At 40.7% G+C, this 17739-nt stretch carries 13 protein-coding genes and 2 pseudogenes; 12 read left to right on the top strand and 3 right to left on the bottom strand.

The annotated features are described in order from the left end of the window. Nucleotides 1-6: 6 nt before the first annotated feature. From BM097_RS07625 to BM097_RS07590, 8 genes are all read left to right on the top strand, one after another. Entirely contained in the window at nt 7-2520 is a 2514-nt protein-coding gene (locus BM097_RS07625) for a response regulator (RefSeq protein ID WP_090547663.1), read from the top strand. 16 nt (nt 2521-2536) lie between these two features. Continuing rightward, nucleotides 2537-3292, top strand: a complete 756-nt coding sequence (locus BM097_RS07620; RefSeq protein WP_090547660.1) for a response regulator — start codon at nt 2537-2539, stop codon at nt 3290-3292. A gap of 125 nt (nt 3293-3417) precedes the next feature. After that, on the top strand, nt 3418-7584 hold the full coding sequence (locus BM097_RS07615; protein WP_242944677.1) for a hybrid sensor histidine kinase/response regulator: 4167 nt from the start codon (nt 3418-3420) through the stop codon (nt 7582-7584). A 135-nt stretch (nt 7585-7719) separates the two neighbouring features. After that, nucleotides 7720-8271, top strand: coding sequence for a 2-C-methyl-D-erythritol 2,4-cyclodiphosphate synthase (gene ispF / locus BM097_RS07610; protein WP_090547652.1), 552 nt, complete (start codon nt 7720-7722; stop codon nt 8269-8271). Then, on the top strand, nt 8271-9698 hold the full coding sequence (gene cysS / locus BM097_RS07605; protein ID WP_090547649.1) for a cysteine--tRNA ligase: 1428 nt from the start codon (nt 8271-8273) through the stop codon (nt 9696-9698). The genes ispF and cysS overlap by 1 nt, the downstream gene beginning before the upstream one ends. After that, a complete protein-coding gene (locus BM097_RS07600) occupies nt 9683-10123 on the top strand; it encodes a Mini-ribonuclease 3 (protein WP_090547647.1) in 441 nt (146 codons plus the stop codon). The genes cysS and BM097_RS07600 overlap by 16 nt, the downstream gene beginning before the upstream one ends. Before the next feature lie 102 nt (nt 10124-10225). After that, nucleotides 10226-10975, top strand: coding sequence for a 23S rRNA (guanosine(2251)-2'-O)-methyltransferase RlmB (rlmB, locus tag BM097_RS07595; protein WP_090547645.1), 750 nt, complete (start codon nt 10226-10228; stop codon nt 10973-10975). 8 nt (nt 10976-10983) lie between these two features. Then, the gene (locus tag BM097_RS07590; RefSeq protein WP_090547643.1) at nt 10984-11571 is read left to right on the top strand and encodes a sigma-70 family RNA polymerase sigma factor; all 588 of its coding nucleotides are present in this window, start codon (nt 10984-10986) and stop codon (nt 11569-11571) included. Nucleotides 11572-11620: 49 nt separating this feature from the next. Here BM097_RS07590 and aroD read toward each other — a convergent pair whose 3' ends face one another. Then, complete coding sequence (gene aroD / locus BM097_RS07585; RefSeq protein ID WP_090547641.1) at nt 11621-12385, bottom strand: type I 3-dehydroquinate dehydratase; 765 nt, start codon at nt 12383-12385, stop codon at nt 11621-11623. A 94-nt stretch (nt 12386-12479) separates the two neighbouring features. Between aroD and BM097_RS07580 the strand changes: the two are divergent. Then, nucleotides 12480-13022, top strand: a pseudogene (locus tag BM097_RS07580) (shikimate kinase); the annotation flags it as partial. Nucleotides 13023-13036: 14 nt separating this feature from the next. Here the strand turns inward: BM097_RS07580 and BM097_RS07575 are convergent. After that, nucleotides 13037-13846 (bottom strand): histidinol-phosphatase HisJ family protein, encoded by an 810-nt coding sequence (locus tag BM097_RS07575; protein WP_090547636.1) that lies wholly within the window; start codon nt 13844-13846, stop codon nt 13037-13039. Nucleotides 13847-14065: 219 nt separating this feature from the next. Here BM097_RS07575 and gap point away from each other — a divergent pair, with 219 nt between their 5' ends. From gap to tpiA, 3 genes are all read left to right on the top strand, one after another. Then, entirely contained in the window at nt 14066-15082 is a 1017-nt protein-coding gene (gene gap, locus BM097_RS07570) for a type I glyceraldehyde-3-phosphate dehydrogenase (RefSeq protein WP_090547633.1), read from the top strand. 83 nt (nt 15083-15165) lie between these two features. Beyond that, entirely contained in the window at nt 15166-16389 is a 1224-nt protein-coding gene (locus tag BM097_RS07565; protein ID WP_090547631.1) for a phosphoglycerate kinase, read from the top strand. Between the two features lie 215 nt (nt 16390-16604). Further along, on the top strand, nt 16605-17351 hold the full coding sequence (gene tpiA / locus BM097_RS07560) for a triose-phosphate isomerase (protein ID WP_074790640.1): 747 nt from the start codon (nt 16605-16607) through the stop codon (nt 17349-17351). Between the two features lie 174 nt (nt 17352-17525). Here tpiA and BM097_RS07555 read toward each other — a convergent pair. Beyond that, a pseudogene (locus BM097_RS07555) lies at nt 17526-17739 on the bottom strand (transposase); the annotation flags it as partial.

Below are 17739 nucleotides of genomic sequence, written 5' to 3'. Positions count from 1 at the left end.
CAGATTATGATGGATTTCTTACGAGAGTTCCAACTTCAGATAATGCTATTTCTAAGTGGCGCCTGTGGGGTGCTTATAATTCTCACAGGTAACACTAATATACTTAGCAAAAGACGTCGTGGCGCACTTTTATATATGCAATTTTCAGCAATGTTTTTATTGATTGCGGATCGTTTGACGTATATATATAGGGGCGACGTGAGCATGACAGGATATTGGGTAGTTCGTATCGGTAATTTCTTGGTGTACTTTTTATCACTGGCCCTTGCTCATTCTTTTAATCAGTATTTGATGGAGATGTATCGTACTGAAGCCCACATGAGTAGATTGCCAAAACGTTTTGCAGTATGCGAGGGGCTATTTACTGCAGGTGTTATTTGTTTGATAATATCTCAATTTACAGGATTGTATTACACCTTTGATTCCACAAATCATTATCAGAGAGGACCATTCATTGGAATTTCCTATGTCTTCCCATTGTTAATGATAATTCTGCAGTTTTCAGTGACTGTTCAATATAAAAATAGACTAAGAAGACGCACGTATGTACCACTTTTTTTGTTTACATGCTTGCCATTCATCGCCTGCATTCTGCAGTTTTTCCTTTATGGCTTGTCACTTACAAATATCACCATGGTAGGCATGGTAGTGGAGCTATATTTTTCGGAAATTCTTAACATGAACGATTTGCAGGAGGCCAAGGTTAAAGCGGAACAGGCCAACACAGCAAAATCAAGATTTCTTGCTAATATTTCCCACGAAATAAGAACGCCTATAAATACCATTATGGGTATGAACGAGATGATTCTCAGGGAGGATCATTCAGATGTTCCAGAGGGCTATTATGAAAGGGTTACAAAATGCGCTAAGGATATTGAATACGCATCAGAATCCTTGCTTTCGCTTATAAATGATGTACTTGATATTTCCCAGATTGAATCTGGCAAAATGCGCCTTGTGGAGCATGAGTACGATACAGTAGAGCTTCTTCGAGATGTAATAGGCTTAATTCGAGCCAGAAGTGACGATCAGGAGCTTAGATTCGATGTTGATATCGACGAAGCTTTGCCAAGAAAGCTTTACGGCGACATGGTGAAGATTAAGCAGATTGTCCTTAACATTTTGAATAATTCTTTAAAATATACCGGCGAGAAAGGCTTTGAGTTTAGAGTTAAAGTACTACACAAGTATGAGGATAGCTGTCTGATAGAATTTCTTGTAAAGGATACCGGGCCTGGCATAAAGCCGGAAGATTTGTCAAAGGTGTTCTATGCCTTTGAAGGCTTGGATGAGGTTAAAAACAGCAATATCCAAGGTACTGGCTTGGGACTTGATATATCCAGACATTTTGCGGAGCTTATGGATGGAAAGCTTTCCTGCGAAAGCTCAGTTGGAAATGGTGCAACCTTTACCTTCCAGATTAAGCAGATAGTAATCGACCCAACGGAAATCGGCTTTTTCGAGGAAAAGGTAGAGGAGACTGCAAAGGGACCATATATCCCTAGATTCGTGGCACCTGATATCAGCATCCTAGTAGTAGATGATAATCCTATGAACCTGGCAGTTATCAAAGGTCTTCTTGCAAATACAAAAATGTACATAGTAACTGCTGATTCCGGTGAGGAATGTTTGGTGAAGCTGGATGAGGCAGACTACAATCTTGTGCTTTTGGATCACATGATGCCAGGCATGGACGGACTTGAAACTGTGGCTAAAATCAGGGAGAAATATCCTGATTTGCCTGTAATCGCCCTTACTGCAAATTACATTGCAAATGGTAAGGAGTATTATGTGTCCAAGGGCTTTACAGGATATCTTCCTAAGCCTGTAGACGGACAGACCTTGGAAAATGTGATTAGATTATATCTTCCAGACGACGCTGTTATGGATGCAGATGTTGATGCCATAGCGGAATTTAGCCGATTACCAGAGGGTTATGATTGGCTTTACGATGTGGAAGGTATCAATGTTGATGACGGCATAAAATATAGTGGCGGTGCCGAGAGTTTTGTATTTTCTTTAAAGCTGTTTTTGGATACAATAGAAGAGAATAGTGAAGTAATTGACACAGCCTACAAAGAGAAGGATATAAAGCTGTTCACCATAAAGGTTCACGCCCTTAAAAGCTCTGCTAGAATTATCGGTGCCCACGACCTTTCCGAAAAGGCAAAATGGTTGGAGGATGCCGGTAAAAAGAACAACTGGGATTACATCAACAGACATTATAGCGATATGTTAGAAGAGTACCAGGGATATTTAGATATTTTGGCAGGCCTTAATCCTAGTAATCAAGGGGACAACAGCGATAAGGAGCCAATCCCGCCTGAGGAGCTTTCAGGTGCTATAGAGGCCATTAAAGAGCTGGCACCGCAGATGGATTTTGATTCTATAGAGATGATAGTATCCGAGATAAAACAGTATCGGCTGCCAGGGGAAGAGGATAAGCTTTTCAAGGACATAGAAAAGGCGTTAAAGACCTTCAATTGGGATAAAATGGAAGAGCTACTAAAGAATAAATAGGCTTACGGAGGAGATTATGAAAGAGAATAAGATAATGATTATAGGGGCAAAGGAATCCTTCATCATAAGAGTTCTTTTAAAGAAACTAAAGGATGTGGATATCGATGCATTTTTTGTAACCCTAAATTTAGATGATATTCATGACCACTGGGATGAGACAGCACTAGTTACCTTCTACATGGAAAAGGAAGATAGATTTACCGATGACATTCGTACATTCCTGGTAGATAAAATGGAGGATGATGATAAACAAATTATCCTTATAGGGGATCCTGTAGATGCTAATGAGGTTGCAGCGAGTATTCCTTCACAATTGATTTATAAGATTCTATCAAGACCACTTGTTTATGATGACTATATTGACTGTATAAACATTTTTAATAAGCAGGCTGCGTCAGATGAACTAAAGCGAAGCATTTTGATTGTTGATGATGATCCAAACTATATGAGTCTTGTTCGTGAGTGGCTAAAGGATTCTTATAAGGTTTCTATGGCTACATCTGGACTTCGTGCCATCAAATGGCTGGGCAGTAACAACACAGTAGATTTAATCTTGTTAGATTATGAGATGCCTGTTACCGATGGTCCACAGGTGCTTGAAATGCTTAGGGCAGATGATGATACAAAAAATATTCCTGTAATGTTTTTAACAGGAAGGGACGATAAGGAAAGCGTTATGGCTGTACTTGCCCTAAATCCACAGGGATATTTCCTAAAGACAATAGGCAAGGACGAGCTCTTAAATAAGCTTAAGGTTTTCTTTATGGGATAGCTGTCCTCACAGAAAAACTATAATTTGGTAACAGTTTGTATGATTTTCATAGATATAATTCTAGCATGGGAAAAAATAGGAGCAGGTGGTGCTGGCTAATTTCTTTTTTGGTGGTATTTGTAGTTTTGTTTGCAAATACAGGGGATGTAAAGGCTGCTAGTGCTTCAGAAGATAAAGTAAATATGGGAGGCGGCTATGCCGCTTCAAACCAATTGAAAAATATGGGATACTATGCCCAAATGTATGATGCCAAAAATGGTCTTCCTACCTCGGAGGCTAATTTTGTGCTTGGTACAGACGAGGGCTATATTTGGATTGGAGGATATAGTGGAATCATCAGATACGATGGTTCCAATTTTTATAGATTTAATAACACTGATGGACTTACCAGTGCAAGAGCACTTTTTGAGGACTCTCAGGGAAGAATATGGATTGGCACCAATGATAATGGTGTAGTGTATTTTGACGATAAAAGAAATCCAATACATCTTACTGATGAAATGGGCCTTCCATCTTCATCTATTCGCACCTTTGCAGAGGATGAAAAGGGTAACATTTTAATAGGAACAACTGATGGTATCGCATTCTATGATACCGCTAATAATCTGCATCTATTAGATGATGATAGAATCAATAGTAAACGAATCTTAAGGATGGACGCTGGCCCAGATGGCACAGTTTATGGCTATACAAAGTCAGGGGAAGTCTTTTCAATTAACGCATGTCAAATATCAGCATTTTATTCCGATGGAACATTAGGAGAATTAGAAATATCACACATCAGTGCAAATAAGGAGCACGCAGGTAAGGTCATCATTGGCACTAAATCTGACAAGGTGTACTACGGGGAGTTTGGAAGTCAGCTTTCTGATATGAAGGAAGTATCTGTAGCACCGCTAAAAACAGTCAAGTGGATTATGTACGCTTGCAAAAGAGTGTGGGTTGCTTCTGAAACAGCTCTTGGTTATTTGGATGGGGGTGAATTCCGGGTTTTGGAGGACCTTCCTATTAACAGCGGTATAGAAATGATGACTGAGGATTATCAGGGAAATCTTTGGATTGCATCCTCACGTCAGGGAGTTATGAAGATTGTTGCTAACAATTTTGAAAATGTTACAGGTGATGCTGGAATCAAAGATGTCGTGGTTAATTCGACCTGTATTTACAAGAATTCCCTTTATGTGGGCACCAATGAGGGCCTGTATTTACTGGATAATTTTGAAAATCCTGTTGAAACAGAGCTTACTAAATATATTGGTGACTCTATTGTCAGGGATGTTGCCAAGGATTTTGCAGGAAATATCTGGGTATCTACCTTTACAAATGGTCTGGGACTGGTGTGTCAGAAGACTGATGGGGAAATTCTTAATTTTACAAAGGAAGAAGGCATGCCAAGTAACGAGATTAGATGCGTTGATGTGGCAGACGATAATACTGCTTATGTGGCTACGAATGGCGGCATGGCAGTCATTAAGGATTTTAGCGTAGTAAGGAAATTTGATAGTAGCTCTGGACTTAAGAATACAGTATTTCTTGATTTGCAGGTTGGCGCAGATGGCAAGAATTATATAGCTACAGATGGTGATGGAATATATGTAGTTGATGGTGATGTGGTAACAAAGATAGGCAAGGCTGATGGTCTTACCAGTGATGTTATAAATAGAATTAAGTGGGATGAAAAGCATCAGCTTTATTGGATAGTTACATCCAACAGTATCGAATATATGAAGGATGGGGTGATAACCGATGTCAGCACCTTCCCTTATAACAACAATGACAATATTTTCTGCAACGACAAGGAGGAGGTATGGGTTCTTGCGTCAAATGGTATCTATGTAGTAAAAATCGATGATATGCTTAATGATTCTGTTGAAGATTATAAGCTTTACACATTGTCAAATGGATTGACCAGTATGCCTATATTGCAGGAATACAGTGATATGGACGAAGATGGCAATCTTTATATAGCTGGAATGACAGGCGTATCTAGGGTAAATATTAATAATTACAGGGCTGATAACATTGAAATCAAAACAGGTATAACCAGTATCACCTGCGATGATGTTCATTTGGTGCCAGATGATAAGGGAGCATACACTATTCCTGCCTCTAACAAGCGTATTGTTATTACCCCTGCAGTTCTAGATTACTCTATGACAAATCCTCTTGTTAGAGTATTCTTAGAAAACAGTGTAGATTCTGGTTTCACCATCCATAGGGATGGGCTGTCTACGCTGGAATTTACAGAAATGAGATATGGCAAATATGTACTTCATATCCAGATTTTAGATGAATCAACAATGGAGGTAATATGCGAGGATACCTATGATATTAACAAGCTGCCTACTTTCTTCGAGCTTACATTAGTAAGAGTTATCATGGTTCTTCTTGTTGCAATTATAACAGGTGTGTTGGTTTGGCGTGTTATGACTTGGACCGTCATTCGTCGTCAGTATATAGAGATTCAGCAGGCCAAGGATGAGGCGGAAAGAGCCAACAGTGCCAAGAGCCGTTTTCTTGCAAATATATCTCACGAAATCCGCACGCCTATCAATACCATCATGGGTATGGATGAGATGATTCTTCGTGAAAATCCTGAAGGGGTGCCACGGCCATATCTAATGACGGTTATTAATAATGCCATGGATATTATGAATGCTACGGAATCCTTGCTGTCTCTTATCAACGAGATTTTGGATATATCCAAGATAGAATCTGGCAAGATGCATTTAGTAGAGGATAATTATGAACCTGAAACTCAGCTTAGAACCATCATTACTATGATTAGAGTTCGTGCTGAGCAGAAGGATTTGAGATTTGACGTAAATATCGATGAAAATCTTCCAAAGGTATTGTATGGCGACGGCGGCAAGGTTAAGCAGATAGTACTTAATCTTCTTACCAATGCTGTTAAATATACAGAAAAAGGTGGTTTTACCTTAAGTGTTAAGATAGAGAGTATTGAGGATGATATTTGCAATGTGAGAATCTCTGTCAAGGATACAGGTATTGGCGTAAGAACAGAGGATTTGGAAAAACTGTTTACCGCCTATGAAAGACTGGATGAAAAGAAAAATAGTGGAATCCAGGGTACAGGCTTAGGCCTTGATATTTCCCGCAGATTTACCCAGCTGATGGGTGGAAATCTGTGGTGTGAAAGTGTTTACGGAGAGGGCTCTGAATTTATCTTTACATTTAAGCAAAAGATTGTGGACCCAACTCCGATTGGAACCTTCAAGGAAAGAATAGAGACAGTGCCTCCAGGCTTTTACGCTCCACAGTTTATTGCACCGGGAGCAAGGATTCTTGTGGTTGATGATAACCCAATGAATCTAACTGTTATCAAGGGCTTGTTAAAACCAACTGAAATCAATATTACCACTGCAGCCAGTGGCGAAGAGTGCTTAAGTATATTGGAAAAGGAAAAGTTCCACATTGTCCTTCTAGATCATTTGATGCCTGGCATGGATGGAATAGAAACCATGGGAAAGATAAAGGCACTTTATCCAAATCTGCCTGTATATGCACTGACTGCAAACGCTATGCCTGAGGCGGATGAATTTTACAAGTCAAAGGGGTTCTTAGGCTACATTGCAAAGCCAATTGATAGTAAGTACTTGGAAGCTACTATCATGAAGCACATCGGTGATGAGATTATTAAAAAGCCAGCCAGCGAGCAGGTTCAAAATGAACCACAGAAGCTGCCTGAATATCTAAGCTGGATAAAGGATATAGAGGCTATTTCTCTTGAGGATGGCATTAGAAATAGTGGAGGTATAGCAGTTTATGAGCATAGTCTCAAGGACTTTTATGACACCATAGATTTGAACGCAGATACCATTGAGCAGGCATTAGAGGCAGGAGATATCAGGCTATACACTGTTAAGGTTCACGCCCTTAAATCTTCTGCTCGAATAGTTGGCGCCATGGACCTTTCATCCCTTGCAGAGCAGCTTGAAGAAGCTGGCAAGAAGGAAGACATTGATATTATCAACATCAATACACCAAAGCTTCTTTCTGATTACCGAAATTTCAGAGAGCTTTTTGCAAGATTAGATGAAGCTGCTGATGAGGACACTTCTTCCAAGGAACCAATTCCAGAGGATGAGCTTTTGGGAGCATACGAGGCCCTAAAGGAGCTTGTGCAGCAGATGGATTACGACGGCGCCGAAATGGTAATAAACGACGTAATGGCTTACAAGCTTCCAGAGGCAGAACTGGCCAAGTTCAAGGACCTACAGAAATACTTAAAGCTCTTCGACTGGGACAAGATGGAAGAGATACTAGACTAGTGAGTTAGCGCCCCACCTGTACCGGTGGGGCGCTATTAAAATGCCCCTATTAAACTTGAGGATTTTTTGATATAATACAGTAGTTTAATAGGTAATATTTTAGAGGTTTTCTCTATACATAGATTAGGAGGCAACATGAGAATAGGTACAGGTTATGATGTACATAAGCTTGTGGAAGGCCGTGATTTAATTATCGGTGGTGTAAAGATTGAGCATACACTTGGTTTATTAGGTCATTCCGATGCAGATGTACTTTTACATGCAATAGCAGATGCTGTTCTTGGTGCAGCAGGCTTAAAGGATATAGGCGCACATTTCCCAGATACAGATCCTAAATATAAGGGGGCTGATTCTATGAAGCTTTTAGAACAAGTCAGAGAGCTTGTTATGGATGAAGGATATGTGGTAGGTAATGTAGATGCTACAGTTATTGCCCAGGCTCCAAAGCTTCGCCCATACATTGAGCAGATGGAAGAAAACGTTGCAAAGTGTCTTGGTATTGATGTTAGTCAGGTTAATATTAAGGCCACTACAGAAGAACACTTAGGCTTCACAGGCCGCGAGGAGGGCATCAGCTCACAGGCAGTCTGTTTGCTCTACGAATTTTATGATGGCAGCAACGTAGTATTCGACAGCGGACGTAGCTGTGCAACTTGCGGAGGATGCGCTAGAAATAAAGGAGAATAATAATGAATAAGTTTACTTTTTACAATACATTAGACAGACAGGTTGAGGAGTTTCACTCAAGAGAAGAGGGCAAGGTCAGCATGTACACCTGCGGCCCTACAGTATATCATTTCGCACACATCGGAAATATCCGTACATATATCATGCAGGACGTTTTACTTAAGTCTTTGGAATACGCAGGCTACAATGTAAAGCGTGTTATGAACATCACTGATGTAGGACATCTTTCTTCAGACGCAGATACAGGCGAAGACAAGATGGTTGCCGGTGCAAAGCGTGAACACAAGACAGTTATGGAGATTGCAAAGTTCTATACAGATGCCTTCTTCAAGGATTTCGATGCAGTTGGAAACAAGCGCCCAGACGTTGTTGAGCCAGCTACAAATTGCATTCCCGAATTCATTCATATGGTAGAGGTTCTTCTTGAGAAGGGCTACGCATATGTTGCAGGTGGAAATGTTTATTTTGATACCAGCAAGCTTGAGGATTATTATGTATTCTCATCATCAGTTGAAAAGGAAGCCCTTGAGGTAGGCGTTCGTGATGATGTAGAAGAGGATGTTAATAAAAAGAACAAGACTGATTTCGTTCTTTGGTTTACAAAGTCAAAGTTCGAAGACCAGGCTCTTAAGTGGGACAGCCCATGGGGTGTTGGTTACCCAGGCTGGCACATTGAGTGCTCTTGCATTTCAATGAAGCACCTTGGTGAGTATATGGATATTCACTGTGGTGGTGTAGATAATATCTTCCCACATCACACAAACGAAATCGCTCAGTCAGAGGCATACCTTGGTCACAAGTGGTGCAACTACTGGTTCCACAGCAATCACCTTAATGACCAGTCAGGAAAGATGTCAAAGTCAAAGGGCGCTATCCTTACAGTATCACTTCTTCAGGAGAAGGGCTACGATCCACTTGTTTACAGATTCTTCTGCTTACAGTCACACTACCGTAAGCCACTTGTATTCTCTTGGGAGAATCTTGACAACACAGTTACAGCTTACAATAAGCTTGTAAAGCGTGTAGCAGAGCTTAAGTCTGAAGGTACTGTTGATGAGGCAGTTAAGGCAGAATACGAGGCTAAATTCCTCGAAGCTGTATCTAACGACCTTAACACTTCAATGGCTGTAACAGTCCTTTATGATGCTTTAAAGGCCGACACAAATGATGCAACAAAGCTTGCTTTAGTAGAAAGCTTTGATAAGGTGCTTTCACTTGATTTAGTTGGTCATGCAAAGGCACTTGCAGATGCTGGTTCATCAGTAGATGCAGAGCTTGAGGCATATATTAATGACGCTATCGCTCGTCGTGCAGAAGCTAAAAAGGCAAAGGATTTTGCTACAGCAGATGCAATCCGTGATGAGCTTTTAGCAAAAGGTGTTGAGATTAAAGATACTCGTGAGGGAGTAGTATGGCATTTAGTTTAAATGAATATTTGAACGACAAATTCAATATTGAGGCCAAGGATATTCGTACATATTCGCCACTTACCTTAGCGTATATTGGCGATTCAATTTACGATTTGGTTATACGTTCAATACTTGTAAACAAGGGTAACACTCCTGTAAACAAGCTTCACCAGAGGGCTAGCCAGGTGGTCAAGGCCACCACTCAGGCTGCCATGATTATGGCACTCATGGAAGAGCTTACAGATGAGGAGAAAGATTGGTATCGACGAGGACGTAACTCTAAGCCTCATACAAAGGCTAAAAACGCCAGTACCATGGACTATCTGGAGGCTACAGGCTTCGAAGCCGTAATGGGATATCTATATCTTACAGGTGACATGGACCGTATATGTGAGCTGGTAAACCGTGGTATAAATATTTTAGGTTTAGATATTTTAGAATAGAAGCCTTCCCCTTGAGGGTTGCTAGGCTCCAGTGGAGCCTGTTTAGCAACGACCGAGCTGGGAAGCGAGATAAGGTGCCCGAAGGGCGGATGAGGTGTAATAATGGAAGAAAGTAGAATTGTAGAAGGTCGTAACGCAGTATTAGAGGCCTTCAGAAGTGGTAAGACTATTGACAAGCTGTTTGTGCTTGAAGGCTGTAAGGACGGCCCAGTTCAGACCATCCTTCGTGAGGCTAAAAAGAGCAAGGACACAGTAGTTAGCTTTGTTAAAAAGGAACGCTTGGACCAGCTTTCAGAAACAGGAAAGCACCAGGGTGTATTAGCCTATGCTGCAAGCTACGATTACGTAGAGCTTGATGAAATAATGGCTCGTGCCAAGGAAAAGGGTGAGGCTCCATTTCTTATCATCCTGGATAATATCGAGGATCCACATAATTTGGGCGCTATTATCCGTACAGCAAATCAGGCTGGGGCTCACGGTGTAGTTATTCCAAAGCACAGGGCAGTAGGCCTTACTGCTACAGTTGCCAAGGCATCAGCAGGAGCTATCAATTACACTCCAGTTGCCAAGGTTACTAATATCAGCAAGACTATGGAAGAGCTTAAGGAGCAGGGCATGTGGTTTGTATGCGCTGATATGGGCGGCACTACCATGTATGACCTTAACCTTACAGGTTCAATCGGTCTTGTAATTGGTAACGAAGGTCACGGTGTTTCAGATTTAGTAAAGAAGAACTGTGATATGGTTGCTTCAATTCCAATGTACGGTGATATCGACTCCCTTAATGCATCTGTTGCATGTGGAGTTTTAGCATATGAGGTTGTTAGACAGAGAATAAATAGTACTAAGTAGAGGATTAAATGAATTCTAAGATTGAGTATTCAGCTTATTCTGATGAAGAACTAGTAAAAATGTACCAGGATGGCGATCAAGCCATCCTGAATTTTATATGCGAAAAGTATAAGCCCTTAGTTTTGAAAAACTCCAAGAAATACTTTCTTGTTGGTGGAGAAAACGAGGATTTAATCCAGGAGGGCATGATTGGTCTTTTCGGTGCTATAGGTGATTATGATACTACTTCAGAGGTCACCTTTTTTCATTTTGCCCAGATGTGCATTGATAGACAGATGATTAAAGCCATAGAGGCTAGCAATAGAAAAAAGCATTCCCCACTGAATGCCTATGTTTCCTTGTACAATGAGGGTGGAGAAGAATTAGAGGAGCCAGCATATATGGCTGAAGATCCTGCCAAAATTGTTATTGAGGCTGAAGAAAACATGGATTTAATCGATAGATTAAAGCAGGCTCTTTCTAAAATGGAAAACCAGGTATTTGACCTTTACATGAAGGATTTGGACTATAAAGAAATAGCTCGCAGGCTTGGAAAAACAGAAAAATCCATCGACAATACCTTAACCCGTATAAAGGCCAAAGCCAAAAATCTATAGATTCTTGCTGACAATTTCATTGTTTGGTCAGCAAGAAGTCATAATATGTCTATTTCATAGAATTGTGAATTATATTAAGCACTTGGCTTAGTTCGCTAGCGTTTATCTGTCCTGGTGCAGAGGCCTTTTCTAAAGCTCCAAAAGTAATTGCAGAGCCGAAGACTTCACCGCTTAATCTGCTTATAAGCCCAGTTGATGCCATTGACATGGTAACTATTGGCTGATGGGCGTAATTACTTACCATTTCCTCTGTTGATGTAAGCAGAGTTATAACATCCTTTTTGCTGTTTGGCATAACAGCAATCTTTGGAATATCAGCACCCAGCTCTTGCATAGCGCATAGACGCTTTATTATTTCATCCTTTTCAGGAGTCTTGTCAAAATCGTGATTAGATACAACCACCTTTACATCATTTGAATGGGCTACAGAAATTATGTCTTTTACATAGTCATCTCCAGTGAAAAGCTCAACATCAACCATATCTGCAAGGCCTGTAGCTATAACGAAGCTATTAAGGTCTTTATAGGCATCCTTTTGAATGGCCTTTTCGCCACCTTCATTTGCTGTACGGAAGGTAAATAATATAGGTGTTTCACCTAAAATCTTGCGCAATTCTTCTAAAGTCTTTTTTACACTATCAAAATCAAAAACATCATCAAACCAATCAGCGCGCCATTCCACTAAATCGTGAGGAACGTCTTTAAGCTTTTTGGCTGTTGCTAAAATATCTTCCTTAGTGGCTCCGATAATAGGAATGCAAATCTTTGGTGTACCCTGGCCTATAACTACGTTTTTTACTTTAACAGTGTTCATAACATAATTCCCTTCAATTTGTAAGTGTCATTTATTATCAAATAGTGTATCATATTCATCAAAAGAGCAAAAGGAGAATGCTATGGAAAGCTTAAAAGCATTAAGAAATGGGAAATCCTTCGACTACAACATTGTTCTCATTGGGTTTATGGGAACTGGAAAATCAACAATTGCTAACTATTTAAGTGAATGCTTTGGCATGAAGACCTTAGAAATGGACCAGGAAATAGTAAACCGAGAGGGCATGTCCATAGCAGATATATTTAGTGTTCATGGGGAAGAATACTTCAGAAATGCGGAAACGAATTTACTGAAGGAAATGCAGTCTGAAAGAAATGTGGTTATATCCTGCGGAGGAGGTACACCACTTAGAGAAGTAAATGTTCAGGAAATGAAGAAAAACGGAAAAGTAGTGCTTCTTACAGCAAAGCCTGAAACTATTTATGAACGAGTAAAGGATAATCACGACAGACCGCTTCTTGAAAACAATATGAATGTGGAATTTATTCAGGACATGCTGTCAAAAAGAATGGATAAATATTTGGCAGCCGCTGATATCACCATAGAAACAGATGGTAAAAGCAAAATAGATATTTGCAAGGATATAGTTGCAGCACTTACAGAGCTGGAAAAATAAAAATTGCCTGGGTGTTATCTCAATGGATAACACTCAGGCTTTCTGTTTTTATAAACGGCAAATTCTTTGAAGCCGCAGTCTTCAAGTAAATCTGGAAGCAGGTTAAAATCAGCTGCCACATCCTCTGGAGTGTGGGCATCGGCCCCTAGAGTAATTAGCTTTCCGCCTAATTCATGGTATCTTTTAATGATTGATGGGGCAGGATTTGGGGCATTCATTCCTTTTCTGAATGCAGCTGTGTTTATCTCTAATGCTTTATCATTTTTTATGATAATTTCTAAAATAGCATCGATTATTTCAGCGTAAGGCTTGTGTGTATTATGCTTTTTTTGTGCTGTTGGGGCATATCTAAAGGCGTAGTCCAAATGTCCCAGGGTATCAAAATTAGTGAAGGCTGTAACATTTTCCAAAATGAATTCATAGTATCTTTTAAGTAGAGCTTCTTCATCGCCCCTAGACCAAAAGCTTTCGAAATAAGGGTCCCATCCATCCACAATATGAGTGCTTCCGATGATAAAATCGTAAGGCTTGTCAGTAACGGCTTTGTTACATCTGTCTGCAATATGGGGCTGAATACCTATTTCGAGGCCAGTCAAAATGGTGAAATCTTCTGTTGAATTCTCATCTGCAAGAGCTTTGATAGTAGGATAGTAGTTATCTAAATCAAGCTCGAAAAAACCAAATTGTTCAGGGTAATCAATATCCAAGTGGTCTGTAAAGGTGATACCCCTAAGTCCCTTTGACTTGGCAGAATTAATCATATCAAGTGGAGCAGCATCGGAATCCCCTGAAAAATTACAATGCATGTGATTGTCCCAAAACATATATGCCTCCTATTTTTTAATATTCTAATTTTCCCATAATTCTATCATAGCCCTTAATTTAAAACTAGTTTTGGGGCTATAAATAAATAAAGTTTGAGAAAAATTTAACAATATTTGAATTTGGGGTTGAATTATATTTGAAGTTTGTATAAAATGAAGTGCATACGGGGCAAATAATGTCCTAGAAAATTTTAAAAGAATCTTTAGGAGGATTTAAAAATGGCAGTAAGAGTAGCAATCAACGGTTTTGGCCGTATCGGACGTCTTGCATTCCGTCAGATGTTCGGAGCAGAAGGTTACGAAGTAGTAGCAATCAACGACTTAACTAGCCCAAAGATGTTAGCACATCTTTTAAAGTATGATTCATCACAGGGAAAGTACGAGCATGCAGATGAGGTTTCATCTACAGACGATTCAATCATCGTTTGCGGTAAGGAAATCAAGATCTATGCATTCCCAGATGCAAACAATTGCCCATGGGGTGATCTTAAGGTTGACGTAGTTCTTGAGTGCTCAGGATTCTACACATCAAAGGAAAAGGCACAGGCTCATATCAACGCTGGTGCTAGAAAGGTTGTTATCTCTGCTCCAGCAGGAAACGATCTTCCTACAATCGTTTACAATACAAACCATGAGACACTTAAGGCTTCTGATACAATCATCTCAGCAGCTTCATGTACAACAAACTGCTTAGCACCAATGGCAGACGCACTTAACAAGTTCGCTCCAATCCAGTCTGGTATCATGGTAACAATCCATGCTTACACAGGTGATCAGATGACACTTGATGGCCCACAGAGAAAGGGTGACCTTCGTCGTTCACGTGCAGCAGCAGTTAACATCGTTCCTAACTCAACAGGTGCAGCAAAGGCTATCGGTCTTGTTATCCCAGAGCTTAACGGAAAGCTTATCGGATCTGCTCAGCGTGTTCCTACACCAACAGGTTCTACAACAATCCTTACAGCAGTTGTAAACAAGAAGGACGTTACAGTTGAGGGTATCAACGCAGCTATGAAGGCAGCAGCTAACGAGTCATTCGGTTACAACGAGGATGAAATCGTTTCTTCAGATATCGTAGGTATGAGATTTGGTTCTCTCTTCGATGCTACACAGACAATGGTTTCTAAGATCTCTGATGATCAGTACGAAGTACAGGTTGTTTCTTGGTATGATAACGAGAACAGCTACACATCACAGATGGTTCGTACAATTAAGTACTTCTCAGAGTTAGCTTAATTCGTTTTTACGAAATACGACTTTAAAAGGGTCCGGTCCTATTGGACCGCGGCCCTTTTTTTAGAATAATGGAGGATTTTAAAATGGCATTAAACAAAAAGACAGTTGATGATATCAACGTAAAGGGTCGCCGTGTTCTTGTTCGTTGCGACTTCAACGTACCACTTAAGGGTGGAGTAATCACAGATGAGACTCGTATTAACGCAGCTCTTCCAACAATCAAGAAGCTTATCGCTGATGGTGGAAAGGTTATCCTTTGCTCGCATCTTGGAAAGGTTAAGAATGGTCCTAACGAGGGCGAGTCACTTGCACCAGTTGCAAAGAGCCTTTCAGAGAAGCTTGGTAAGGAAGTAAACTTCGTTTCAGATTACAACGTAACAGGTGAGGCTGCTACAGCTGCTGTTAACGCTATGAACGAAGGTGATGTTGTTCTTCTTCAGAATACTCGTTTCAGAGGCGAAGAGGAGACAAAGAACGGTGAGGCATTCTCTAAGGAGCTTGCTGATCTTGCAGATGATTATGTATGCGATGCTTTCGGTTCATCACACAGAGCTCACGCTTCTGTAGCTGGTGTTACAAAGTTCATCTCAGCTAAGGGTGGTTCTAACGTAGTTGGATACCTTATGCAGAAGGAAATCGATTTCCTTGGAAACGCTGTAGAGAATCCAGTTCATCCATTCGTAGCAATCCTTGGTGGTGCTAAGGTTGCTGATAAGCTTAACGTAATCAACAACCTTCTTGAGAAGTGCGATACACTTATCATCGGTGGTGGTATGGCATTCACATTCCTTAAGGCTATGGGATACGAAATCGGTACATCACTTTGCGATGACTCTAAGCTTGATTACTGCAAGGAGATGCTTGCAAAGGCTAAGGATATGGGTAAGGAAATCCTTCTTCCACTTGACTCAGTTACAATCGGTTCATTCCCTGATCCTATCGATGCTCCAGTTGAGACATCAACATACCTCAACGAGGATATGCCAGCTGATCAGATGGGTTGCGATATCGGACCTAAGACAGTAGAGCTTTACGCTAGCAAGGTTAAGTCTGCTAAGACAGTTCTTTGGAACGGACCAATGGGTCTTTTCGAGAACCCAGCACTTGCTGCAGGTACAAAGGCAGTTGCTCAGGCACTTGCTGATACAGATGCTACAACAATCATCGGTGGTGGTGATTCAGCAGCAGCTGTTAACCAGCTTGGTTTCGCTGACAAGATGAGCCACATCTCTACAGGTGGTGGTGCATCACTTGAGTTCCTTGAGGGTAAGGAGCTTCCAGGCGTTTACGCAGCAGATGATAAATAAATCGTAAAGGCGATATATTTTTATTATTAAAATAATTTTAAGTAGCCATGAGTCAGAAATTTAGCAAATACTCTCAAAAGACCTTGATGAGCCATCCCTACTTAGATGGCACGAAAGTGGCATCTTACGTAGGGCAATGAGCGAATAAGAGCGAAAGCGTGTCTGTGAGAGTGTTTGATAAATTGATGGCGAAATGGCGAGAGAAGAGGTAAATTATGGCAAGAAGAAGAATTATTGCCGGCAACTGGAAGATGAACATGACACCTTCTGAGGCTGTAAAGCTTGTTGCTGAGCTTAAGGATTTAGTAAAGAATGATGATGTTGATGTAGTATATTGCGTACCTGCAATCGACATCGTTCCTGTAGTAGAGGCTGTAAAAGGCACAAACGTAAACGTTGGTGCTGAGAACTTCTACATCGAGGATAAGGGTGCTTTCACAGGCGAAATCTCAGCTCCTATGCTTGTAGATGCTGGTGTTAAGTACGTTATCATGGGTCACTCAGAAAGACGTGACATCTTTGGTGAGAATGATATCCTCATCAACGCTAAGGTTAAGAAGGCATTCGCTGCTGGTCTTACACCAATCCTTTGCTGTGGCGAGTCTCTTGCACTTCGCAAGGCTGGCACATATAAGGAGTGGATCGAGCGTCAGATTACTTGGGACCTTTCAGGCGTAACAGCTGACCAGGTTAAGAATCTTGTTATCGCTTACGAGCCAATCTGGGCTATCGGTACAGGCGAGACAGCTACAGCTGATCAGGCTGAAGAAGTTTGTGCATTCATCCGTGAGCTTATTGCTAAGCTTTATGATGGTGCTACAGCAGAGGCTGTTCGTATTCAGTACGGCGGTTCTATGAACGCTTCAAACGCAGCTGAATTATTAAGCAAGCCAAACATTGATGGTGGTCTTATCGGTGGCGCTTCACTTAAGCCAGACTTTGGCAAGATCGTTAATGCTTAATTTTATAAGAAAAAACTCCTAAAGTTTTTATAAATGCATCAGTTTTCTGATGCATTTCAGAGTGTAGACAAAGAGGATGCTGCAAAACTAAGTTTTGCAGCATCCTTTCCATTTTTCTAAGATTATATTTTGATTTTTATGTAAAAAGGCCTTCCTTTAGGCCATTTCTAAATCCCATTCTTGCTGTATCTTTGCCAGCTTCTTTAAATTCATACACGCAAAGGTAAGCGCAACCTTCATTACCATGCGCGCCTTCCCATACATCTGCGTATATCTAAAACCATGATTCTCTTTGGCTGTTCCGAAGATTCTTTCTATGGTTTCTTTTCTGTGAGAGTATAAATCTTTCATACCTAAGGTCTGTCTTATATCTTCACATGCTTCCATG

Origin of the sequence: Pseudobutyrivibrio sp. OR37 (assembly GCF_900113655.1) — a bacterium.
GTDB lineage: Bacteria > Bacillota > Clostridia > Lachnospirales > Lachnospiraceae > Pseudobutyrivibrio.
The sequence above is the reverse complement of the archived record's forward strand: the minus strand, read 5'-3'. Positions and strand labels throughout refer to the sequence as shown.

What these genes read in the sequence shown, in the direction of transcription:
- BM097_RS07625 (WP_090547663.1), top strand. Translation starts at nt 7, where the DNA reads ATGATGGATTTCTTACGAGAGTTCCAACTTCAGATAATGCTATTTCTA.
- BM097_RS07620 (WP_090547660.1), top strand. Translation starts at nt 2,537, where the DNA reads ATGAAAGAGAATAAGATAATGATTATAGGGGCAAAGGAATCCTTCATC.
- ispF (WP_090547652.1), top strand. Translation starts at nt 7,720, where the DNA reads ATGAGAATAGGTACAGGTTATGATGTACATAAGCTTGTGGAAGGCCGT.
- BM097_RS07600 (WP_090547647.1), top strand. Translation starts at nt 9,683, where the DNA reads ATGGCATTTAGTTTAAATGAATATTTGAACGACAAATTCAATATTGAG.
- rlmB (WP_090547645.1), top strand. Translation starts at nt 10,226, where the DNA reads ATGGAAGAAAGTAGAATTGTAGAAGGTCGTAACGCAGTATTAGAGGCC.
- BM097_RS07590 (WP_090547643.1), top strand. Translation starts at nt 10,984, where the DNA reads ATGAATTCTAAGATTGAGTATTCAGCTTATTCTGATGAAGAACTAGTA.
- aroD (WP_090547641.1), bottom strand. Translation starts at nt 12,385, where the DNA reads ATGAACACTGTTAAAGTAAAAAACGTAGTTATAGGCCAGGGTACACCA.
- BM097_RS07575 (WP_090547636.1), bottom strand. Translation starts at nt 13,846, where the DNA reads ATGTTTTGGGACAATCACATGCATTGTAATTTTTCAGGGGATTCCGAT.
- gap (WP_090547633.1), top strand. Translation starts at nt 14,066, where the DNA reads ATGGCAGTAAGAGTAGCAATCAACGGTTTTGGCCGTATCGGACGTCTT.
- BM097_RS07565 (WP_090547631.1), top strand. Translation starts at nt 15,166, where the DNA reads ATGGCATTAAACAAAAAGACAGTTGATGATATCAACGTAAAGGGTCGC.
- tpiA (WP_074790640.1), top strand. Translation starts at nt 16,605, where the DNA reads ATGGCAAGAAGAAGAATTATTGCCGGCAACTGGAAGATGAACATGACA.